The sequence below is a fragment of the Saccharothrix espanaensis DSM 44229 genome (assembly GCF_000328705.1).
GTDB lineage: Bacteria > Actinomycetota > Actinomycetes > Mycobacteriales > Pseudonocardiaceae > Actinosynnema > Actinosynnema espanaense.
Window position 1 is genome coordinate 6,590,758 of sequence record NC_019673.1, and the last position, 21,320, is coordinate 6,612,077.

19 protein-coding genes are annotated in these 21,320 nt (G+C 73.5%); 8 read left to right on the top strand and 11 right to left on the bottom strand.

Features of this window, described 5'->3' with window-relative positions:
• The first annotated feature begins 18 nt into the window (after positions 1-18).
• Entirely contained in the window at positions 19-546 is a 528-nt protein-coding gene (gene cysC / locus BN6_RS28360) for an adenylyl-sulfate kinase (RefSeq protein WP_015103264.1), read from the top strand.
• Between the two features lie 54 nt (positions 547-600).
• Here cysC and BN6_RS28365 read toward each other — a convergent pair whose 3' ends face one another.
• The 3 genes from BN6_RS28365 to sigC form a co-directional block, all read right to left on the bottom strand.
• Positions 601-2,955: a penicillin acylase family protein gene (locus BN6_RS28365; RefSeq protein ID WP_231904770.1), complete on the bottom strand. Its 2,355-nt coding sequence runs from the start codon at positions 2,953-2,955 to the stop codon at positions 601-603.
• 146 nt (positions 2,956-3,101) lie between these two features.
• Positions 3,102-4,361: a DUF418 domain-containing protein gene (locus BN6_RS28370; RefSeq protein WP_015103266.1), complete on the bottom strand. Its 1,260-nt coding sequence runs from the start codon at positions 4,359-4,361 to the stop codon at positions 3,102-3,104.
• A gap of 362 nt (positions 4,362-4,723) precedes the next feature.
• A complete protein-coding gene (gene sigC, locus BN6_RS28375) occupies positions 4,724-5,293 on the bottom strand; it encodes an RNA polymerase sigma factor SigC (protein WP_015103267.1) in 570 nt (189 codons plus the stop codon).
• Between the two features lie 64 nt (positions 5,294-5,357).
• Here sigC and BN6_RS28380 point away from each other — a divergent pair, with 64 nt between their 5' ends.
• Positions 5,358-6,125, top strand: coding sequence for a zf-HC2 domain-containing protein (locus tag BN6_RS28380; RefSeq protein ID WP_015103268.1), 768 nt, complete (start codon positions 5,358-5,360; stop codon positions 6,123-6,125).
• A 406-nt stretch (positions 6,126-6,531) separates the two neighbouring features.
• Here the strand turns inward: BN6_RS28380 and BN6_RS28385 are convergent, their stop codons facing one another.
• Positions 6,532-6,960, bottom strand: coding sequence for a DUF7144 family membrane protein (locus BN6_RS28385; protein ID WP_148303057.1), 429 nt, complete (start codon positions 6,958-6,960; stop codon positions 6,532-6,534).
• A 275-nt stretch (positions 6,961-7,235) separates the two neighbouring features.
• Between BN6_RS28385 and BN6_RS28390 the strand changes: the two genes are divergently transcribed.
• Positions 7,236-9,074, top strand: a complete 1,839-nt coding sequence (locus BN6_RS28390) for a glycoside hydrolase family 15 protein (protein ID WP_015103270.1) — start codon at positions 7,236-7,238, stop codon at positions 9,072-9,074.
• A 6-nt stretch (positions 9,075-9,080) separates the two neighbouring features.
• Here the strand turns inward: BN6_RS28390 and BN6_RS42565 are convergent, their stop codons facing one another.
• Complete coding sequence (locus tag BN6_RS42565) at positions 9,081-9,995, bottom strand: hypothetical protein (RefSeq protein WP_148303058.1); 915 nt, start codon at positions 9,993-9,995, stop codon at positions 9,081-9,083.
• A gap of 165 nt (positions 9,996-10,160) precedes the next feature.
• On the opposite strand from BN6_RS42565, the gene BN6_RS28400 reads away from it, so the two are divergent.
• Positions 10,161-10,658, top strand: a complete 498-nt coding sequence (locus BN6_RS28400) for a DUF1269 domain-containing protein (RefSeq protein WP_015103272.1) — start codon at positions 10,161-10,163, stop codon at positions 10,656-10,658.
• A gap of 153 nt (positions 10,659-10,811) precedes the next feature.
• Here BN6_RS28400 and BN6_RS28405 read toward each other — a convergent pair whose 3' ends face one another.
• Positions 10,812-12,215: an MFS transporter gene (locus BN6_RS28405; protein ID WP_015103273.1), complete on the bottom strand. Its 1,404-nt coding sequence runs from the start codon at positions 12,213-12,215 to the stop codon at positions 10,812-10,814.
• A gap of 309 nt (positions 12,216-12,524) precedes the next feature.
• On the opposite strand from BN6_RS28405, the gene BN6_RS28410 reads away from it, so the two are divergent.
• Entirely contained in the window at positions 12,525-12,998 is a 474-nt protein-coding gene (locus BN6_RS28410) for a potassium channel family protein (protein WP_231904771.1), read from the top strand.
• Positions 12,999-13,048: 50 nt separating this feature from the next.
• The gene (locus BN6_RS28415) at positions 13,049-14,350 is read left to right on the top strand and encodes a M20/M25/M40 family metallo-hydrolase (protein WP_015103275.1); all 1,302 of its coding nucleotides are present in this window, start codon (positions 13,049-13,051) and stop codon (positions 14,348-14,350) included.
• 55 nt (positions 14,351-14,405) lie between these two features.
• On the opposite strand, the gene BN6_RS28420 is transcribed toward BN6_RS28415, so the two are convergent.
• On the bottom strand, positions 14,406-15,482 hold the full coding sequence (locus tag BN6_RS28420) for a DmpA family aminopeptidase (RefSeq protein WP_015103276.1): 1,077 nt from the start codon (positions 15,480-15,482) through the stop codon (positions 14,406-14,408).
• The gene (locus tag BN6_RS28425) at positions 15,483-16,088 is read right to left on the bottom strand and encodes a TetR family transcriptional regulator C-terminal domain-containing protein (protein ID WP_041314362.1); all 606 of its coding nucleotides are present in this window, start codon (positions 16,086-16,088) and stop codon (positions 15,483-15,485) included.
• Positions 16,089-16,226: 138 nt separating this feature from the next.
• Here BN6_RS28425 and BN6_RS28430 point away from each other — a divergent pair, with 138 nt between their 5' ends.
• Complete coding sequence (locus tag BN6_RS28430) at positions 16,227-17,642, top strand: APC family permease (protein ID WP_015103278.1); 1,416 nt, start codon at positions 16,227-16,229, stop codon at positions 17,640-17,642.
• 150 nt (positions 17,643-17,792) lie between these two features.
• Here BN6_RS28430 and BN6_RS28435 read toward each other — a convergent pair whose 3' ends face one another.
• On the bottom strand, positions 17,793-18,683 hold the full coding sequence (locus tag BN6_RS28435) for a LysR family transcriptional regulator (RefSeq protein ID WP_041314365.1): 891 nt from the start codon (positions 18,681-18,683) through the stop codon (positions 17,793-17,795).
• 69 nt (positions 18,684-18,752) lie between these two features.
• On the opposite strand from BN6_RS28435, the gene BN6_RS28440 reads away from it, so the two are divergent.
• Positions 18,753-19,349, top strand: coding sequence for a short chain dehydrogenase (locus BN6_RS28440; RefSeq protein WP_041314368.1), 597 nt, complete (start codon positions 18,753-18,755; stop codon positions 19,347-19,349).
• On the opposite strand, the gene BN6_RS28445 is transcribed toward BN6_RS28440, so the two are convergent.
• Together BN6_RS28445 and BN6_RS28450 are read right to left on the bottom strand one after the other, a co-directional pair.
• Positions 19,339-20,493, bottom strand: a complete 1,155-nt coding sequence (locus BN6_RS28445) for a helix-turn-helix domain-containing protein (RefSeq protein WP_015103281.1) — start codon at positions 20,491-20,493, stop codon at positions 19,339-19,341. The genes BN6_RS28440 and BN6_RS28445 overlap by 11 nt on opposite strands.
• Complete coding sequence (locus BN6_RS28450; RefSeq protein WP_015103282.1) at positions 20,490-21,281, bottom strand: hypothetical protein; 792 nt, start codon at positions 21,279-21,281, stop codon at positions 20,490-20,492. Before BN6_RS28450 ends, BN6_RS28445 begins: the two co-directional genes overlap by 4 nt.
• Positions 21,282-21,320 lie beyond the last annotated feature (39 nt).

The window sequence follows — 21,320 nt, forward strand, 5'->3', positions numbered from 1 at the left end:
GACGGAGGAGGGACCGGGATGGGCGTCGGACGGACGGTGTGGCTGACCGGGCTGCCGAGCTCGGGCAAGTCGACGATCGCCGCGGCGGTGGCCGGGCGCCTGCGGGCCGACGGGTGGCCGGTGGAGGTGCTCGACGGCGACGAGATGCGCCGGAGCCTGACCGCCGGCCTCGGTTTCGGCCGCGCGGACCGGGAGGAGAACGTCCGCCGGATCGGCTGGGTCGCGGGTCTGCTGGCCCGCAACGGGATCACCGTGCTGGTGCCGGTGATCGCGCCGTACGCCGCCGACCGCGACAAGGTGCGGGCCGCGCACCAGGAGCGCAACGTGCCGTTCAGCGAGGTGTTCGTCGCCACCCCGGTCGACGTGTGCGCCCGCCGGGACGTGAAAGGGCTCTACGCGAGGCAGCGCGCCGGCGAGCTGACCTCGTTGACCGGGGTGGACGACCCGTACGAGCCGCCGGCGCACCCCGACCTGCGCGTGCCGGCGGACACCCAGTCGGTGGCCGAGTCGGTCGAGGCGGTGTACCGGCTGGTCGTCTCGCCCTGATCGCCCACGCCCGACGGCCCGTGCCGGGCTTCCCGCCCGGCACGGGCCGTCGCGCTACTTCGGCAGCAGCACGAAGACCTGCTTGGTGTTCGCCAGCACCGCGGCCCGGCTGTAGAGCATCGGGACGTACTTCCCGGTGCGCCAGCGGTCGGCGAGGTCGCGGTAGTGCGGGCTGTTCGGGTCACCGGACTGGCCCGGCGTGTTGATCACCTGGGAGGCGTCCCAGTTCCCGACGTCGAGCGCCATCCGGAACGACGCCCCGCCCAGGTGCGCGAACTCGCTCCCGAAGTCGAACGAGACCGACACGTCGACGGTGTTCCACGAGCCGCCCCGGGGGAACGGCCCGACGTTCCACTTCTCCGCAACCTCGGGAGCGACCTGGCCTGCTGCGGGGTGGTTGAACCTCGTCCGCTGCAAGTTGCCCCACTTCCAGTCGGCGGGTTTGCCGCCCAGCCGGTACTCGACCTCTTCGTAGGCGCTGGAGAGCGTGGCCAGCAGCAGCCCGTCGCGGACCTCCCGCGCGTCCGGGCCGAACCACCGCTCGGGGTTCTCCAGCGCTTCCAGCAGCACGGTGATGTCGGGCGAGTAGACCAGTTCCGCCGCGGGCGCGGGCAGCACCAGGGCCACGAACCCGGGGCCGAGGTGGTTGGCCAGCCACACCTCGAACAGCGCCGCGGCGGCCGAGTCCGGGTGCTCGACGCCGTCCCAGCCGCGCAGCATCGCCAGCGCGGCCTCGGTGCTCGGCTTGTCGGCCGGCAACCGGCGGATCAGTTCGGCCACCCGCCGGGCGATCACCGTGAGCTGGTCGTTCTGCAGCGCCGTCACGTCGGCGAGCGAGTGCTTCGGCTTGGCCGAGAGCACCTCCACGATCCGCTGGTACCGCGACGGCTCGGCCCACTCGAAGCCCAGCTGCCGGTCCTTCGGGTAGTCCGGCGGCAGGTTGTACTCGTTGGCCGTGGCCACGAAGCCCCGCTCGGGGTTGTGGCTGCGGGGCAGGTCCGCGCCGGCGTAGAACCCGTTCCACTCGTAGCGCCCGTCCCCCGGCACCGGCAGCAGGCCGTCGAAGCCGACCCGCTTGGGCACCAGGCCGCCGACCACCCAGCCGATGTCGCCGCCGGTGTCGGCGTAGACGTGGTTGAGCGGCGGCGCGCCCCAGTGGCCGACCGCCTGCTGGAACTCGGTGAAGTTCTTCGCCCGCAGGTAGCGCAGGCTGCCGTAGTAGGGCGACATGCCCGGCTCCAGCCACGCGGCGCGCACGGCGTACGCCCGGTGGTGCGCGGCGTCCACCTTGATCACCGGGCCGTGCCGGGTGAAGGCCAGCTCGACGGCCTGGTCCGCGCCCCCGGCGACCGGGATCTTCTCGGTCACCCTGGTGACGTTCTCCCAGCCGTCGCCGTAGCGGTACCGGTTGGGGTCGGCCGGGTCGAGCTCGTAGACGTAGAGGTCCTCCTGGTCGGCGGGGAAGACCGTCAGGCCGAAGCCGGCGTTCTGGTTGTGCCCGATGGAGATGCCGGGCGCGAACGCCTCACCCGCGCCGATGATGTCCAGCCCGGGTGCGTTGAGGTGCGCGACGTAGCGCGACGACGGCACGCCGATGCCGCGGTGCGGGTCGTTGGCCAGGATCGGCCGGCCGGTGGTGGTGCGCGACGGGCTCAGCGCCCAGTTGTTGCTGCCGCCGGCACCCGGCCGCCGGTCGACCGGCACCGCGCGCAGCCGGCCGTCGACGAACTGGACGCCGTCCCGGGCCAGGTTGTAGGTGCTCAGCACGTCCTCGGGCAGGGTGCAGGGGTCGAAGCCCTCGATCGCCGCCGGCTCGTGCTCGGGTTCGAGCCGGACGCGCACCCGGTCGAGCTTGACGTCCGCGACGCAGGCGAACCGCGCGCGCTCCACCTCGCTGGGCAGGTTGTAGCTCAGCCCGTGCAGCCGGATGCGGACCACGTCCTCCGGGGTCCAGCGCTTCGGCTTGTAGCCGAGCTGCTCGAACTCCTCGGGCAACGCCGTCGGGTGGCCGGCCAGCCACTCGACGTAGGCGTTGACGCCGGTGGCGAACGCGGTCGCGGCCTCCTTGGCCTCCGGGCCGTAGCTCGCCCACTCGCGTTCGATGTCGCCGCGGTGCAGCAGCAGCCGCGACGCCCGGTCCTGCTCGACGTAGTCGGGCCCGAAGACCTCGGCCAGCCGGCCCGTGCCCTTGCGCAGCCACAGGTCGATCTGGAACAGGCGATCGCGGGCCGCGTTGAACCCCTGGGCCAGGAAAGCGTCCCGCGCCGATTGCGCGTAGATGTGCGGGACGCCCCAGCGGTCGACCACCAGGTTCACCGGGCCGCGCAGCCCGGGGACCGGTATCACCCCGGCGCGGGCCGAGCCCGAACTCGCCGGGGTGACCACGACCAGACCGAGCAGGAGACCCAAGACGGCCAGTGTTCGACTGACCACGCGTGTTGTGCGGCGCATCGCGAAAACCCCCAAGTTTCCAGGCGATGTGGAATGACGAATAGTGGGCCGGCGGTCCGACCGGCGGGCCGCCGACCCGGTGTCAGGTGTTCCCGCCGATCATCTCAGCGATTGGCGACCGGGGCATCGGTTTTGCGCCGGCCGTACATGACCGCGCGCAGGACGACTTCGGCCGGCCCGCGCCGGCCCGCGCGTTCCAGCGCGTACGCGCCGAATACCGTGACCAGCCAGACAGCGGTCGCGAACAACGCCATTGTCGCGCTGGTCAGCTTTTCCCCGAGACCGAGCCCCCAGGCCGCGAGCACCGGCGCGAACAGCACCGAGTGCGCCAGGTAGCAGGACAGCGAACGCTTGCCCACCGCGGTCACCGCGACGACCGCCGGGTTCCGCTTGGCGCGATCGGACATGCGGTTCGCCAGCAGGGCGAAGATCGCGACGTAGCCCAGCCCGGCGGCGAGCCCGGTGCCGGTCTGCAACCCGTGCAGCGCGCCGGTGTCGGTGAGCGCGGCCGCGGGCACGTCGAGGTAGCCGAGGTTGCCCAGCGCCGCCGGCAGCCCGCCGAGCCAGCCGACCGCCACGCCGAGCACCGCGGTCCACCGCAGCAGGGTCAGGTGGCGGTGCGGCTCCTCCAGCACGCGGTGCCGCGCGGCCAGGAACCCGAGCAGCATCGCCGCGTGACCGGCGAAGGACAGCAGCCCGCCGGCGAAGGTGACGACCGACCACGTGCGCAGCCGGGTCCACATGGAGGCCAGGTAGTCCGGTTCGCCGGCGGCGTACGCGGCGGTGGTCGACTCGCCGGCGGTGAACTGGTCCGGGCCGAGGTCGCCGCCGGCGATCGCGAGCAGCGCGGGCACCAGCGAGGTCAGGACCAGCACCGCCACCGCGATCCCGCTCCACACCGCCAGCGCCCGGTTGCCGCGCCGCAGGAACAGCCAGCCGAGCACCACGCCGGCCAGCGCGTAGGAACCGAGGATGTCACCGGCCAGCAGCAGGGCGGCGTGCGCGAAGCCGAAGACCAGCAGGCCGACGCTGCGCTTGCTCAGCAGCACCAGCGCCGCCCGGCCCGGCGTGCCCGCCGCGGACTGGCGCAGGTAGAGCTGCATCATGCCGTAGCCGAAGAGGAATGCGAACAACGGGTAAACGCGCAGGTCGAGCACGACGATCATGAGGAATTGGACGGCCCGGTCCACCGTCCCGTCCTCGACCGGGTGCCAGCCCGATGGTCCTTGCGGGGCCGCCCAGAGGTAGAAGACGGTGTTTGATAACACGATCAGCAGCAGCATCAGTCCGCGGGCGAAGTCGGGTGCGAGCGCCCGCTCCTTCTGTTTCACCGCGCCACGTGCCGCGCGCTCGGGTTTCGCCATGGGGAAAGGTTAGCGCCAATACCGCCCGGTGCTCCCCGGTTTTACCATCGCGACGCCTTCCGATATGCTCCGCAGCGCACGGGCCCTGCCTCCGGCGACCATTCCCCGCGTCCGCGAAAGCGGTCGGAGCGGCTAATTCGGCGTACTCGCGGACCATCCTGGGTAGTCGGTCCCGGTGATTCCGCCGACAATTCCACCGGGGTCGGACCGCGATCTCGAATTCCAGGTCGCCGCGCTGTGCGCACCGACCTCATCACCCCGATCGGCCCATTGTCCGGCCGCGGCACCGTTGGCGGCGCTGTTGGCGCACCGTCGCGCGGCACCCTCGCACCGGAACGTCCCGCCGGCGGGCAGGCGCGGGGTCAGCCGGCGGTCATGCCCTCGTGGCCCTGGCCGCGCAGGAGTTCCTCGCGGGCGCGGGCGACGCGGGAGCGGACGGTGCCGATCGGGCAGCCGCAGACCTCGGCGGCTTCGGCGTAGGACAGGCCCAGGACCTGGGTGAGCAGGAGCGCTTCACGCCGGTCGGCGGGCAGCGCGGCGAGCATCAGGTTCAACTCGACCACGTCCTCGAAGCCGGCGGCGCGGCTGGTCGAGCGCTGGGCGTCGGAGGCCTGCTGGACGTCGGCCGACCAGGCGATCACCGGACGTGAGCCGGCGGTGCGGAGGTGGTCCACGACGGTGCGCCGGGCGATGGACAGCAGCCAGGTGCGGGCCGACGAGCGGCCCTCGAACGCGGGCAGGCTGCGCAGGGCGCGCAGGTAGACCTCCTGGGCCAGGTCGTCGGCCCGGCCGGGGTCGGTCAGGTGGGCGACCAGCCGCCACACGTCGCGCTGGGTGGCGCGGATGAACCGCTCCAGTGCGGCGCGGTCGCCGGAGCCGGCGGCCAGGGCCAGACCGGTGACCGCGTCGTCGTCACCGCGTGAGATCGACACAGCGCTCAAGGCTAGTGCACCCGGCCCCGGGAACTTCCACACCCGCGTGACCGACAATAGGGGCGTGGACTGCGACACCTGCCGGGAGGCCCTGTCGGCGCGACTGGACGGCGAGCCCGAGCCGGCGCCCGCCGGCGACACCGACGCGCACCTGGAGGGGTGCGCCGCGTGCCGCGCCTGGCAGGACGGCGCGGCGGCGTTGACCAGGTCGTTGCGGCTGCGGCCGGCCACCGCGACGCCGGACCTGGTGGACGCGGTGCTGGCGGCCGCGCCGCCGGTCCCCGCGACCCGGGGCTGGTACCCGCGGGCGGCGCTGGCGGGCGTCGCCGTCGCGCAGATCACCCTCGGCCTCGGGCAGGTGCTCGGGTCCGGACCGGCGGGTGGTCCGGCGGTGGGCGGTTCGACGGTGGGCGGTTCGGCGGGGCACGGGATCCACGGGGCCACCGGCGGCCACCTGTTCAACGAGAGCACGGCGTGGAACCTGGCCCTGGGCCTGGGGCTGCTGTGGACGGCGCTGCGACCGCGCGCCACGACCGGGCTGCTGCCGGTGGTGGCGGGGTTCGTGGTGGTGCTCGGCGCGTTCTCGGTGCAGGACCTGGTGAGCGGGGAGGCGACGGTCCAGCGGGTCACCTCGCACGCGATCCTGGTGCTGGGCCTGGTGCTGCTCGTGGTGGTGCACCGGGGCCGGCGCGACCCGGACGGCGGCCGCGTCGCCGAGCCGCTGCCGGACACGCCCGATCTCGGGGCGGGCGTCGCAGACCCGCCGGGGTCGACGCCCCGGGCCCGACCCCGGCCCCGGCTGCGGCCGGTGAGCCGGCGACGAGCCGCCTGACCGGGGCGAGGCCCGGGTACCAGGGGCGCGGCCGGCCGAGCACTGGACCACGGACCTCGCCACCGCACTGTCCGGTGTGGACATCTACGTCGACGTCCAGGTCACCACCGCGCGCAAGGCGGCGCTGCGCAAAGCGATCACGGCCGGCAGCGCGCCCACACCGAGAAGCCCACGGCGGAGACCACGGCCGGCGACGCGGCCTACGGTCTGTTCACACTGGACAACGGCACGATCGTGCAGTGAACGCCTCCGGGTCGACCGGACCGGGCTGGTGCGGTTCCAGGTCGACGGCACGGCTCGCCGTTCCCGCACGACCTGCACCCCGGCGCACGCGGTGTCCCGATGGCCGAGGCGGCCCTGCGCTCGTCGGCGGACGGGGTGAGCGTGTGCCTGCGATCACCGGGGGTCACGCCCGTTCGAGCGACCGGCCGTGCACCACGACCGCCCAGATCACCACCACGTTCAGGGCGATCACGATCGTCGACCACACCGGCTGGACACCCACGAAAGCCAACTGCGCCACGGCGTTCACCGAGGCGAAGAGCACCGTCGCGATCCGCGCCCACGCCGCGCCCGTCCACAGCGCGGGCCCGGTGAGTCCGATCAGGACGCCGAGAATCAAGTGGGTCCAGCCCCAGCCGGTCAGGTCGAACACCAGCACGGTGTCGTCGGTCGTCACGTAGTACTGGTCGTTGAACAGCGCCACCAACCCTTCGATCACGGTGAACACGCCGATGATCACCATCATGACACCGGCGAACGCGATCCAGCCCGTCCACGCGGCGTCGACCGGTGGGCGGCCGGCACGCTCGGCCTCGTAGAAGTCGTCGCTCATCTCGGTTTCCCTTCGCCTGCGGTCGTCGGCGACCACCGTGGCACCCGCCGGCGCGGGGGTTCACCACCCGAACCGGGCGAAGGTGCCGGTATCACCCGCGCCGGACCGCGGGCCGGTCGCAGTCACCCGGCGCGCGTGGCGACCCGGCAGCGCCGCCCAGGAATCACCCCGGCCGGGCACAGCAGCCCGTCTCATCCGCGCCGGTTGGCGGGCCGGCCGGGGTCACCTGGCGGGCGTGGCGACCCGGCCGGCCGTGCCGGGTGACGGTGGTCGGCATGACACCTACCCAGAACGGCCCACCGCGGATCGCGGACCACGGGCTCATCGGAGATCTGCGGACCGCCGCGCTGGTGGCGCTGGACGGCTCCGTCGACTGGTTCTGCGCTCCCCGCTTCGACTCGCCCTCGCTGTTCGGGGCGCTGCTCGACCCCGATCGCGGCGGGCGCTGCCGCATCCGGCCGGCCGGGTTCCGCGGGCCCGCGCGGCAGATGTACTTCCCGGACACCGCGGTGCTGGTCACCCGGTTCATGACCGACGAGGGCACCGGGGAGGTGGTCGACTTCATGCCGCCCGGCTCGGAGGAGGACGGGGTGCGGCGGCTGATCCGGATGGTGCGCTGCGTGCGCGGGACGCTCGACTTCGAGGTGGAGGTCGCGCCCCGGTTCGACTACGGGCGGCAGGACCACAGCGTGCACGTCGTGGAGAACGGCGTGGTGTTCGACGGCGGCGACACGCGCCTGGTGCTGCACGTGGTGCGGGAACCGGGCGAGACACCGACGTCCGACGTGCGGGCGGACGGGCGGGACGTGCACGCGCACGTGACGCTGCACGCCGGGCAGGTGCGCGGGATCGTGCTGGAGACCGGTGGTTCGGACCGGCCCAGGCGGGTGCGGGTCGCGGAGGTCGAGCAGGCCTTCCACGACACCGTGCGGTTCTGGCACGGCTGGCTGGGGCACTCGACGTACCGGGGGCGGTGGCGCGAGGCGGTGGACCGCTCGGCGATCACGCTGAAGCTGCTCACCTACGCGCCGACCGGCGCGATGGTCGCCGCGCCCACCGCCGGCCTGCCCGAGCAGCTCGGCGGCGAACGCAACTGGGACTACCGCTACACGTGGATCCGGGACGCCTCGTTCGGGGTGTCCGCGTTGCTGCGCCTGGGTTTCGTGGAGGAGGCGGCGGCGTTCACCAACTGGCTCGGTGAGCGCTACCAGCAGGCCGACGGCGACGACGGGCCGTTGCGGATCATGTACCGGGTCGACGGCTCGCCGGACCTGCCCGAGGAGGTGCTCGACCACTGGGCCGGCTACCGGGGGTCGCGGCCGGTGCGGATCGGCAACGACGCGGGCGGGCAGCTCCAGCTCGACATCTACGGCGAGCTGCTCGACGGCCTGCACCACGCGCACCGCAACGGTCTGCGCATCGGCCGGCGCGGCTGGCAGGCGCTGACCTCGGTGGTGGACTGGCTGTCGGACAACTGGGACCGGCCCGACGAGGGCATCTGGGAGACCCGGGACGGCCGGGCGGACTTCACCTACGGGCGGGCGATGAGCTGGGTCGCGTTCGACCGGGCGCTGCGCCTGGCGCAGGAGCAGAGCCTGCCCGCGCCGGTCGCCCGGTGGCGCGCCGAGCGCGACCGCGTCCACCAGCAGGTGTGGTCGCGCGGCTGGGACCCGCGCCGGCGGGCGCTGGTGCAGCGGTACGGCTCGGACGTGCTCGACTCGTCGCTGCTCCGGTTGGCGCAGGTGGGTTTCGTCGCGCCGCGCGACCCGATGTGGCTGGACACGCTGGCCGCCGTCGAGCGCGACCTGGTGGTGGACAGCCTGGTGCTGCGCTACGACCCGAGCGCCTCGCCGGACGGCCTGCGCGGCGACGAGGGCACGTTCTCCTTGTGCACCTTCAACTACGTCGACGCGCTGGCGCGGGCGGGCCGGACCGGGCAGGCGCGGCTGGTGTTCGAGAAGATGCTGACCTACGCCAACCACGTCGGCCTGTTCGCGGAGGAGATCGGGCCGACCGGCGGGCAGCTGGGCAACTTCCCCCAGGCGTTCACCCACCTCGGGCTGATCGACGCGGCCGTCACCCTGGACGACGCCCTGGACCGCACCGGGTCGTGACCGGGGTCAGGACGGCAGGGCGCGGGCGGTGTCCGCCGGCGTCCGGGGGCGCGGGGCCACCGGCCCGGCCACGGCCGCCGCGGCGGACAGCACGTCCTGGACGGCGCGGAGTTCGGCGAGGACCCGGTCGCGGTAGGTGCGCAGGGCGGACACCTGCTCGGCGGCCTCCCGCACCGCGCGGGCGGCCTGCGCCATCGCGGCGTCGCGCTGCCCGATCGCGCGCCGCACCACCTCGGCGGCTTTCGCCGCGGCCACCGCGTCCCGCTCCGCGGCCAGGACCGCGGTGGCCGACTCCTGGTCGGCCACCCGCCGCAGCGCCTCCGCGCGGCGCACCGACATGGCCGCGGTGAAGTCCGCCTCGATCCGATCACGCTGCTGCCGGGCGCACTCGTCCAGCTCGCGCCGCCGCCGTTCGGCGTGCAGCGTCACCGACGTCAGGTGCGCCACCGTGTTCTCCACCAGCTCCCGGTGCTCGCGCTCCATGGCCCGACGGCGCGCGTCCAGCTCACCGAGCAGCCACTGGTGCCGGCGCGCCAGCCGGCCACCGGCGGCCGCCGCCTGCGCCCAGCTCTGCTCGGCCGCCGCCCGTGCCTGGGTGGTGATCTGGTCGGCTTCCTCGTGCGCCAGTTCCACGACGCGGCGCGCGAGGTCGCCGGCGGCGTCGACCGACAGCGGGCGGCGGCACATCCGGTCCACCCGCGTGCGCAGCCGGCGGTTCTCGGCCCGTGCCGCCTCCAGGTGCCGGCGCAGCCGTTCCGCCTGGACCAACGCGGCGTCGCGGTCGGCGGCGGTGGTCCGCAGCTCGAACTCGGCGTCGTGCACGTAGTGCCGCACCTGGTCGCGACGGAAGCCCCACAGGGACGCGTCGAACCCGATCGCCAGCGGCACCAGCTCGTCCGGCTGTCCACTGTGGATCGTCATGGTGGCCTCCTCGTCGCCTCGGGGCTCCAGCATGGCCGGCCGGGCGGGGCCGGGTCGTCACCCGGTGCAGGTGATCCGACCCCGGGGATTCCACCCGGAGCGGGCGATGCCCCGCCGGGCCGCCGGCGGACAAGCTGGTGGCACCCAACGGGCGAGGAGGAGCGAATGGCGACGTTGACCGTGTGGAAGTTCGACACCGCGGAAGGTGCCCGCAAGGCGCTGGCGCTGCTGGAGTCGCTGGCCAAGCAGGAACTGATCACCATCCAGGACGCGGCCTACGTGTACTGGGAGGACGGCGCGAAGCGGCCGAAGACCAAGGAGGTCGGCCGGTTCACCGGGGCGGGCGCGCTGGGCGGCGCGTTCTGGGGCCTGCTGTTCGGGCTGCTGTTCCTGGTGCCGCTGCTCGGCGCGGCCGTCGGCGCCGGGATCGGGGCGGCGGCCGGGTCGCTGGCCAAGGTCGGCATCGACGACGACTTCGTCCGCCGGGTGCGGGAGAAGGTCTCGCCGGGCACGTCCGCGCTGTTCGTGCTGTCCACCGGCGCGGTGGTCGACCGGGTGCTCGCCGAGTTCCGCGGCACCGGGGCGGAGCTGATCAGCACGAACCTCTCCGGCGACCAGGAAGAGCTGCTGCGGGAGGCGTTCGTCGACACGTCGGGTCGGTAGCCGGCGGACGACGTCTCCACCGGGCGGTGGTCGTGTTACGCACCCGCGGCCACCACTCTGGTCCCCCGCCGCCCGTGTTCCCCTCGTGGGAGCACGGGCGGCGGTCTGCCCGCTCACCTCAGCCAGGCCAAGCTCACCGCAGGCGGGCCGCGCTCACCGCCGCCGGGGCACCAGGGCCGCGACCACCAGCCCCAGCACGGCGAAGCCGGCCAGCACGACCAGCGCCGCCGCGAACGGCCCGCCGCCCGGTGCCGCGGCACCCGCCAGGACCGACCCGGCCAGCGCGGTGCCCAGCGACGAACCCAGGTTCGACACCGCCCGCGAGACACCGGAGATGTCGCCCTGCAACTCGTCCGGCCACGCCGACTGCACCAGGTTCACCGACGCGGTCAGCATCGTGCCGATCCCCGCTCCCAGCAGGAACAGCCCCGGCGCGAACACCAGCGCCGCCGAGTCGTCCCGGACCAGCGCGAGCAGCAGCCCCAACCCCGCCGCGCTCGCCGCGAAACCGGCGATCACCAGTCGGCGGGCCGGGTTGCGGCGCGCCATCCGTGCCGCCACACCGGACGCCGCCAGCACGCCGACCGTCGCGGGCAGCAGCACCAGCCCGGTGTGCACCGCGCTGAAGCCGCGTTCCTGTTGCAGGTAGACCGAAACCACGAAGAACGCGCCCTGCATCACCAGCCACTGCACGGTCTGCGTGCCCAGCCCCAGGTTCGACGTGCGGTCGCGGAACAGGCTCGGCGAGCACAACGGCTCGCGCGCGACCCGGATGTGCCGGAAGAACCCGTACAGCACCAAGGCCCCGATCCCGACGAACACCCACACCGGCGACAGCCCGCCGGCGGGCAGCAGCACCACCTCGCCGATCGTGAAGTCCTCGCGTGCCACGCCCCAGCCGTAGGTTCCCGTCCGCAGCACGCCGAACACCACGAAGAACAGCCCCGCGCCGGACAGCACCGCGCCCCACAGGTCGAACCCGGGGCGGGGCCGCGGCCGTGGCCGGTCCACGATGTGCCGGGCCGCCACGATCACCCACACCACGATCGCGACTTGGAGCAGGAACGACGCCCGCCACCCCAGCCAGCTGGTGACCAGGCCGCCGAGCAGCGGCCCGGCCGCCGCGCCGAGCGCGCCCGCCCCGCTGACCACCCCGAAGTTCCGGGCGCGCACGACGGGATCGGCGAACGACACCGTCACCAGGATGTAGATCGGCGGGATCATCAGGGCCGAGCCGACGCCCTCCAGCAGCGAGTAGCCGACCAGCAGCAGCCCCGGGCCGGGCGCGAACGCGGCGAGCAGCGCGCCCGTGCCGTACACCACCAGCCCGATCAGGAAGCACCGCTTGCGGCCCCAGATGTCGGTTAGCTTGCTGCCCGGCACCATCAGCGCCGCCATGGTCAGGGTGAACAGGGTGATCGTCGTCTGGACCCCGATGACCGTGGTGCCCAGGTCGTGGGCTATCGCGCTGATGGCGACGTTCATCGTGGTCGCCGCGTAGCTCGCGACGAACTGGGCCAACGCCAACGGCAACACCATCGCGCCGCGCGTCCTCATAGTTGCCCCCTCGGCAGCCGGAAACGTGGCGACCAGCGTGCGGCGGCCGGGCTCGCGCCCACCTCACCCGGCGTGGATGACCCCGGACCCGCCGCCCGGCGCGCGCGACCCCACCCGGTGCGGGCGAAGACCCGACCCGCGCTCGACGGCCACGATTCGTTGGCACGCAAAGAACTGGGAGGACCCGATGACGACTTCGACGCGGCAGCCCGACGCCTGGTACGGGGCACCGGCGCGGCTGCCGGTGGAGGCGCGCGCCGACCCGCAGCGGCGGTGACCGGCGGGCGACGCCTCCACCGGGCGGTGACCGTGGTCCGACCCCTCGTCACGGTCACCGCCCTGGTCTTCGGCTACCACCTGCTGCCCACCGACCCCCGGATCGGTGGACGGCCGGGGGTGTGGCTGGCCGTCGGGATGGTCGCGGTGGTGGCCGTGCTGGCGGCCGAGGTGCGCGCCATCGTCCGCTCGCCGCGCCCGCTGTGGCAGGGCGTGCAGGCCATGGCGCTGGTGTTCCCCTTGTTCCTGCTGGTTTTCGCCTACGCCTACGTGGTGCTCACGCACGCCGACCCGAGCGGGTTCGGCACCGCGTTGAGCCACACCGACGCCCTCTACTTCACCGTGACCGTGTTCGCGACGGTCGGGTTCGGCGACATCGTGCCGGTGTCCGAGGGCGCGCGTGCACTGGTCACCGTGCAGATGGTCGGCGACCTTTTGTTGCTCGGCGGTGCGCTGCGCCTCGTGCTGACCGCCGTGCAGCGGCGCAAGACCGAAGTGGACGGATGAAAACCCCTTGTCCCGCCTACCCGCCTACCCGCCTATCTGAGGATGTGCCGATGCCCTTGCGCGACCGCATCGCGGGCCTGATGCCACGGGCCCGCGACGACCTGTCCGAACTGGTGGCGTTCGGGCCCGATCACGCGCCAGGTTCGCGCAACACGGCCCGCTGGGTGCTCAACCGGTTCCTGGAACTGGGTTTCCGCGACAGCCGGGTGGAGGACCTGCCCGACGGGAGCCAGGCCGTGGTCGGCTCGCGGCCCGCCGGCCCGGACGCGCCGACCGTGCTGCTGCACGCCGACCACGCCGTGGCGGCCGTGCCGGACGACGCGGTGTGGCGCACGCCGCCGTTCCGGCTGACCGAGGTGCACGGGCGCTGGTACGGCCGCGGGGCCGCCGGCGGCAGGGGCAACATCCTCATGCACCTCACGGCGTTGCGGGCGTTGGGCGAAGACCTGCCGGTGCACCTCAAGGTCGTGGTGGGCGGTGCGGGCTTGGCGAAGTTCGTGCCGGAGCACCCGGACCTGTTCCGCGCCGACGCGGTCCTGGTCGGGGTCGACGGGAACGCCGGCGTCGGGCGGCCCGCCGTGACGGTGAGCCTGCGCGGTGTGGTGGAGCTGGTGGTGAGCGTGCGGGCGCTGGCCGAGGGACGGCGGGCCGGCGCGTTCAGCGGTGCCGCACCGGACGCGCTGGCCGCGCTGGTGTCGATGCTGGCGTCACTGCGCGACGCGCGCGGCGAGACGACCGTGCACGGCCTGCCGCACAACCAGGTCTGGCTCGGCGAGCCGTACCCGGCGGACCGGTTCCGGCTGGACGCGGCCGTGCCGGAGGGGGTGGACCTGCTCGGCGACGGCCTGGTCGCGGACGCGCTGTGGGCCCGGCCCGCGTTGACGGTGCTCGGCATCGACTGCCCCGCCGACGACACCGCGATCGCCCCGGCGGCCACCGCCCACCTGGCGCTCCACGTGCCACCCGGCCTTGACGCGGAACTGGCCCACACGGCGTTGGTCGACCACCTGCACGACGTGGCACCGTGGGGCGTCCGGGTCACAACCCGCACCCGCCGCGTCGACCGACCGTACAGGTCCACTGTGGACGGATCTGCCCACCGGACGGTGGCGGCGGCGATGCGCGAGGTCTACGGAACGCCGATGACCACTTCGGGCCAAGGCGACCCGCTACCGCTGTGCACCACCTTGACCGCGGTGCACCCCGACGCGGAACTGGTCCTGCTCGGTGTCGGCGAACCGTCCTCCCGGGTCCACGCCCCCAACGAAAGCCTCGACCCCGGCGAACTCGCCGCGATGTCCCAGGTAGAAGCCCGCTTCCTGCAACGCTTCGCCCGCGACGGCCCGCGCTGAGGCTTCCGGCGGTAAGGGTCCCGAAGGAACGACGTCCGCCGGGACCCCCTGACACCTAGCGCTTCACCAGTTCCGCCACGCGGTCCAGGGGCAGGCCCGGTGATCGGCGGCCGTCGCGGCCGGTCATGTCGCGGCCTGCCGTCAACGCGTTGAGCACGGCCTCCTCCGTCGCGTACACGACCGCCGTGAACAAGTCGTCCATCCGGCTCCACGGGATGTTGCGCACCTGGTCGTAGCCCAGGTCGCCCTCCGAGAACGCCGACGGCGTCATCGACGCGGCGTTCCCGGTCGAGAAGGCCAGGAAGATGTCGCCGGAGAAGTGCGACCCCGTCGTGCCGGTCCGGGCGAGGCCCAGCGGCACCCGTCGGGCCAGGGCCGAGCACTGGCCGGGCAGCAGCGGCGCGTCCGTGGCGACCACGACGATCACCGAACCCGCGCCGGGCGGGGTCTTCCAGTCGCCGTCCTCGATCGGGTTGTCGTCGGTCAGCGCCTCCCCCACCGGGACGCCGGCCACCGTCAGCTCGCGCCGGCCACCGAAGTTGGCCTGAAGGAACACGCCCACGGTGTAGGTGTCCTGCTCGTAGCGGACCACGCGCGAGGACGTGCCGTTGCCGCCCTTGAACGCGTAGCAGTTCATACCCGTGCCGCCGCCGAGCGACCCCTCGGCCACCGGCCCCGGCTTGGCGTCCTCGATCGCGGCGACCGCGTGCTCCGGCCGCACGTGCGGGCCGTTGATGTCGTTGAGGTAGCCGTCCCAGGTCTCGGCCACGACCGGGAGCAGCCACTGGGCGGCCACCTCCGGGTGCTCGCGGGCCGCCCAGTCGATCGCGCCCCGGTGGCACGGGCCGACCGCGTGGGTGTTCGTGATCAGCACCGGCATCCGCAGCTGCCCGGCCTCGCTGAGCATCGTGGTGCCGGTCATCTCGCCGTTGCCGTTGAGCGAGTACCAGCCCGCCGTGCACGGCACGTTGATCCCCGACCGGCCGCGCGGCAGGACGGCCGTCACGCCCGTGCGCACCGCGTCGCCTTCGATCAGCGTGGTGTAGCCGACCTCCACGCCGGGCACGTCGGTGATCGCGTTGAGCGGTCCGGTGTCGCCGAGCAGTCGGATTCCGAGGTCACGCGCGCGCATTCACGCCTCCAGCCGGCATCGGGTGGTGTCGGCCGCGTACGCGAGCAGGATCGCCTCGGCCTGGGGAACGGTGAACGTGGGCACGGCCTGCGTGATGTGCAGGCCCAGCCCGTCTTCCAGCGACACCAGGGCGCGGGCGATGGTCGTCGCGTCCCGGGTCAGGTCGAACACGCCGGTGGCCGCGCCGGCCTCCAGGACCGACGTGTAGAGCGCCACCTGCCGCTCGCACAGCCGGATGTGCTGCGCGGCGTAGGCCGCGTCCCGCCGGGCGTACGCGCCGAGCTCGTAGATCAGCCGGCACAGCTCGTCGTCCGGTCCGGTGGGCAGGCCGGCGCGGATGGTCACGACCAGCCGGCGGCGCGGGTCGAGTTCGCGGCGGGCGGCCTCCTCGCGGTCCACGCAGAACCGCTCGATCGCCTCCCGCTGCACCTCGTAGAGCAGGTCGCCCAGGGTCGGGAAGTAGTAGAGCACCGACCCGGTGGACATGGCGGCCTGGTCGGCGACGTCGCGCAACCGCAGGTCGAGCAGCCCCCGGTCGAGGAGGGCCTGCCGCGCGGCGGCGACCAGCTCGCCGCGCTTCTCGTGGGCCCGGCTGGGTCTCGGCATGCCGCCGATTCTTCGGGTGATCATCGAAGAACGCAAGCCCGGCTCGCAGCGACCCAGCTCTTGCCGGGTTTGCTATTGACTCCGGGCCTCGACAGTTCTTTGATGACCAGTCAAAGAACTGGGACCGAGGAGACCGCCATGCCGGATCCGTCGTCGTCACCCGCACCGTCACCGTCCGACCAACGCTCGACACCGGCCCTGCGCCGGGGCTTGAAGGTGCTCGGCACCCTGCTGATCACGCTGTCCGCGATCTCGCCGGCGTCCTCGGTCTTCATCATCGCGCCGGGCGTGGTGGCGCAGGCGGGCAGCGGCGCGTTCTGGAGCTTCGCGCTCGCCGCCGTGGTGGGCGTGTTCATGGCGTTCGTCTACGCCGAGCTGGCCTCCGCCTACCCGCTCAGCGGCGGCGAGTACGCGATCGTCGGCCGCACCCTGGGCAAGCTGCCCGGTTTCGTCACCCTCGGCCTGCTCATGGTCACCCAGCTGCTGATCATCGCGGTCATCGCGCTGGGCGTCGGCACCTACCTGGAGGTGCTGATCCCGGGCCTGCCCGGACCGCTGGTCGCGGCCGTGACCACGGCAGGCGCGACCGTGCTCGCCATCTTCGACGTGAAGCTCAACGCGTGGATCACCGGCGTGTTCCTGGTGATCGAGCTGATCGCGCTGGCCGTGGTGAGCGCACTGGGCCTGTTCGACCCGGCCCGCCCGCTGGGCGAGCTGCTGACCAACCCGGTGGCCGCGACCGACGGCGTGGTCGGGCCGGCGGCGATCGGCCTGATCTCCGCCGCGGCGGCGGTGGCGATCTTCTCCTACAACGGCTACGGCTCGGCGGTGTACTTCGGCGAGGAGACCTCGAACGCCCACCGCGGCATCGCCCGCGCCATCCTGTGGGCGCTGGCGATCACCGTGGCCTCCGAGCTGATCCCGGTCACCGCGGTGCTGATGGGCGCACCGTCGCTGGAGGACCTGTTCGCCGCCGAGAACATGATGAGCTACTTCGTCACCGCCCAGGCCGGGTCCACGGTGAACACGATCATCAGCCTCGCGGTCGCGCTGGCGATCCTGAACGCCGTGCTGGCGATCATCCTGATCACCTCCCGGATGGTGTTCAGCACCGGCCGGGACGCGGCGTGGCCGGGCAACATCAGCCGCAACCTGGCCGCGATCCACCCGCGCACCGGCACCCCGTGGATCGCGACCCTGGTGACCGGCGCGTTCGCGACCCTGCTGTGCTTCGTGGACAAGGACTTCCTGCTCGTCGTCACGGCCACGTCGATCGTCGCGGTGTACGCGGCGCTGTGCCTGGCCGTCCTCAACGGACGGCGCAACCGGTCCACCGCGCACGCCGCGTACCGGATGCCGCTGTTCCCGGTCGCGCCCGTGCTCGCGCTGGTGGCGCTGGCGTACGTGGTGTGGCAGAACGCGATGGACCCGGTGATCGGCAGGCCGAGCCTGATCATCACCGCGGGCATCGCCGTCGTGTCCGCGCTGTACTACCTGCTGGTGCTGCGCCGGCGTGGCGCGTGGGAGCTGCGCGGCCCGGAGGACGAGAGCTGACCCGACTCCGCGGTCGACGGCAAGCCGGCGGAACGGCCCGGGTGCGCGTCCTCGGACTTTACGGGTCGTTGCAACACGGCCGCTGATTGTTGGCGGTGACGAGGCCGCGAAGTCCATCGCATCCCCTGAACCGGGGTGTTGCGACGACTTCTAGAACCCGAGGTCGTGCACCCGGGCCGTTCGCGGGGGTGCCGCGCCCAGCAGCGTGGTGGCGTGCTCGCGGAACGCCGACGTGGCGGGGTGGGTCGGCCTGCGCGGCCACGCCACGTACACGGCCACCGGGTCCGCGTCGGCCAGCGGCAGGTACCGGATGCCGGGGTGCGGGTGGCTGTGGCCGGTCGCCTCGGTCGTGACGCCCACGGCGTCGCCGGTCGCGATCGTGGTCACCCACTCGTCCGCGCCGGGCACCTCGAACGTGTCCGGGCGCAGGCCCACCGGCCACAGGTCCGCGCTGGTCGTGGCGGCCGTGGAGCACAGCGCCACGGACCGGTCGACCAGGTCCGCCAGCAGCACGGCGTCGCGCAGCGCCAACGGGTCGTGCTCGGGCACGGCGGCGATCCGCGGCTCGCTGTAGAGCGCGCGTGCGACCAGGCCGGGGTCGGTCGGCGTGGTGCGCATGAACGCCACGTCCACCTCTCCGCGCCGCAGCGACACCTCCGGGTCGTCGCAGCGGCGCACCTGCACGGCGGTGTCCGGCCCGTGGTCGCGCCAACCGCGCAGCAGCGGCACGGTGTGCCGGCCCAACGCCGCCCACCCGAACCCGACGCGCAGCGGACGCGGACCGGTCGACGCCTCGCTCAGCGCGTCATCGACCTGGGTGAGAATGCGGTGCGCGTGCTCCCACAGCCGCTGACCGGCCTCGGTCAGCGCGAGCCGCCGGGTCGTGCGCTCCACGAGACGCGTGCCCAGGCGGTGCTCCAACTGCTCCAGCGTCCGCGACAGAGCGGGCTGGCTGACCCGCAGCGCGATGGCGGCGTCGGTGATGGTGCCCTCGTCGCCGATCGCGGCCAGCGCGCGCAGGTGCCGCAGCTCGACATTCACAACCGCGGAGCATAAGTCGTGCGTGGGAAGCATTTCCCACGCCCCGGAACCGCACCTAACGTCGACCGCATGAAGATTCTGCTCATCGGGGCCTCGGGCACGCTCGGCACGGCCGTCCACCGGACGCTCGCCGGACGCGGCCACGAGGTCCTCACCGCCGGCCGCGGCTCGGGCGACCTGCGCGTCGACCTGACCGACCCGGACCGGATCGCCGAGCTGTACGACCGGGCCGGGCTGGTCGACGCGGTGGTCAGCGCGGCCGGCTCCGTGCCGTTCAAGCCGTTCGCCGAGCTCACCGCCGACGACTACCGCGCCGGGTTCGAGGGCAAGGTGCTCAGCCAGGTGGAACTCGTCCGCCAGGGCGTCTCGAAGATCGCCGAGCGCGGCTCGTTCACCCTGATCACGGGCGTGCTCGGGCGCGAGCAGATCGTCACCGGCAGCGCGGCGTCGCTGGCCAACGGGGCGCTGGAGGCGTTCGTCCGGGCCGCCGCGATCGAGATCGCGCCGCAGCGGGTCAACGCGGTCAGCCCCACCGTGGTCACCGAGAGCCTGCCCGCCTACGGGCCGTTGTTCGCCGGCATGCCGGCGGTCGACCTCGCCGACGTGGCGCAGGCCTACGTGCGGTCGGTCGAGGGCGGGCTGACCGGGCAGGTCCTCATCCCCTAGGCACGTCCAGGATGGACACCACCCGGGCCCCGGCACGGGTGGTGTCCGCCGGCAGCGGCGCGCGGGCGGTCACCGTGCGGAACAGGTCCGCCGGCACCCGGCACTGCTCGACCAGCGCCTCCTGCCCGATTCCCTCCGACGCCAGCAGCTGCACCGCGCGGGCCAGCAGCGACGGCTGCTCCATCACCGTGACCAGGCCCGGTTCGCTGCGCCGCCAGCCCCGCGCGGAGATGGTCGCCATGGCGTTGCGGTAGGACACGTCACCGAGCCGGCCCAGCCAGCGCGCCCGGTACAGCAGTGCCTGGAGGCTCACGCCCCACTGCTCCTTGAGCCGCGCCAGCGTCGGCCACACCGCGCCGCCCATGCTCGCCGGCAGCAGGTCGCGGACCTGCTCGGCCGGCATCAGCAGCTCGGCGGCGAACCGGTGCGCCTGGTCCTCCACGCCCCGGCCGCCGGGTTCGGCGTCGCCGTGCATGACCAGGTGGCCCAGCTCGTGCGCCACGTCGAACCGCTGCCGGTAGTAGTCGCGCTTGACCGGGTTGAGCACCACGACCGGCCGCCGCCGGCTGTCGAACGAGTACGCGTCCACCGACGCCGCCTGCGGCGGGCTGAACACCACCAGCACGCCCCGGTTCTCCAGCAGCCGCACCAGGTGCCCGGCCGGGCCCGGCCCGATGCCCCACCGCTCGCGGACCAGCCGGGCGGCCCGCTCGGGGCCGTCGCCCGGGTCGTCCGCCGTGACCGGCAGGCACGGCACGTCCGGCTCCGGGAACTCGACGTGCCGCTCCAGGCCGGCCGCCACGTCCACCGCCACCTGGCCGAAGGCGAACGCCTGGTCCCGGGCGAGCTGGCTGGTCGAGCGCAGCGAGCGGAAGTGCGGGGTGGAACTCGCGGCGGCCACGTCGTCGGCGCGCACCGCGAAGAACCCCGGCTCGACGGCCAGGCTCAGCGCCAGCTGCGCCACCGTCGCCGCGGTGGGCCGCTTCGCCCCCGACTCCCAGGCCGCCACCGCCGTCGGGCTCTTGTCCACCCGGCCCGCGAGGTCGCTCTTGCGCAGCCCGGCGAGCTTGCGGGCGAGCGTGAGCCGCGCTCCGTCGAACAACGGGGCGACGTCCGCCGCCCGTGCGGGGGTGCGAGCGCTCACCGCTCACCGCCGGCGAGACCGTCCCGGCCGCGCAGGCGCACCGGGGCGTCCGGGGCGGTGCCGGAACCGGGGCCGGTCGCCGGGTCGGGCACGGCCGGCGGGGGCGCGGTGCTCGTGCGGCCCGCGGGCGGCGCGCCCAGCACGTCCACCCGCCACGCCCACGCCGGACCGCCGCCCGCGTTGAGCCGGGCCCGGCCCAGGACCAGCTCGGAGCGCCGGTTGACCGGGTCGAGGCTGTGCGCGACGACGTACGTGTCGAGGTCGAGCACCTGCGAGGTGAGCGCGAACAGGCCGCCGGACTCCTCCTCGGTCGAGTGCTCGAACAGCGACGGCTGCGCCGGGTTCGCCTCGCGTTGCAGCGCGACCCGCTGCTTGGTGCTGCTGCGCCGGGCCCACGCCAGTTCGCCCAGCTTGCCGAACTCGCCCGCGGCCAGCAGGAACCGCCGGTGGCCGACCGCCCAGCCGGGGCTGTTGTTCAGGTTCGACCGGTGCACCACGCCGGGCGCGACCCGCGGCATCGAGTCGATGTCCTTGCCGGACAGCCGGGCGTAGAGCTCGTCCAGCCCGGAGTCGGCGTCCGGCGCGGCGTAGCGCTCGCAGTGGAAGACGCGGTCGAGCCGGTTGCGGAACAGGGTGAAGCGGGTGTTGCCCAGCCACGCCGCGTCGTGGCCGTCCGCCTCGGAGAAGTCCTCCAGCGCGCGGTTGGTCGCCGAGGTGTAGGCCCAGCGCAGGCCGTCCAGCACGCCCGCCGAGCCGAACTCCGCGAGGACTTCCTGCTGTTCCGTCATGGTGCCCAAACTACCCCGACACCAGCAGATCGTGCGTGG

Coding starts and splice junctions, on each gene's coding strand:
- cysC (WP_015103264.1), top strand. CDS start 19: ATGGGCGTCGGACGGACGGTGTGGCTGACCGGGCTGCCGAGCTCGGGC.
- BN6_RS28370 (WP_015103266.1), bottom strand. CDS start 4,361: ATGGCGAAACCCGAGCGCGCGGCACGTGGCGCGGTGAAACAGAAGGAG.
- BN6_RS28385 (WP_148303057.1), bottom strand. CDS start 6,960: ATGAGCGACGACTTCTACGAGGCCGAGCGTGCCGGCCGCCCACCGGTC.
- BN6_RS28390 (WP_015103270.1), top strand. CDS start 7,236: ATGACACCTACCCAGAACGGCCCACCGCGGATCGCGGACCACGGGCTC.
- BN6_RS42565 (WP_148303058.1), bottom strand. CDS start 9,995: ATGACGATCCACAGTGGACAGCCGGACGAGCTGGTGCCGCTGGCGATC.
- BN6_RS28400 (WP_015103272.1), top strand. CDS start 10,161: ATGGCGACGTTGACCGTGTGGAAGTTCGACACCGCGGAAGGTGCCCGC.
- BN6_RS28405 (WP_015103273.1), bottom strand. CDS start 12,215: ATGAGGACGCGCGGCGCGATGGTGTTGCCGTTGGCGTTGGCCCAGTTC.
- BN6_RS28415 (WP_015103275.1), top strand. CDS start 13,049: ATGCCCTTGCGCGACCGCATCGCGGGCCTGATGCCACGGGCCCGCGAC.
- BN6_RS28420 (WP_015103276.1), bottom strand. CDS start 15,482: ATGCGCGCGCGTGACCTCGGAATCCGACTGCTCGGCGACACCGGACCG.
- BN6_RS28425 (WP_041314362.1), bottom strand. CDS start 16,088: ATGCCGAGACCCAGCCGGGCCCACGAGAAGCGCGGCGAGCTGGTCGCC.
- BN6_RS28430 (WP_015103278.1), top strand. CDS start 16,227: ATGCCGGATCCGTCGTCGTCACCCGCACCGTCACCGTCCGACCAACGC.
- BN6_RS28440 (WP_041314368.1), top strand. CDS start 18,753: ATGAAGATTCTGCTCATCGGGGCCTCGGGCACGCTCGGCACGGCCGTC.
- BN6_RS28450 (WP_015103282.1), bottom strand. CDS start 21,281: ATGACGGAACAGCAGGAAGTCCTCGCGGAGTTCGGCTCGGCGGGCGTG.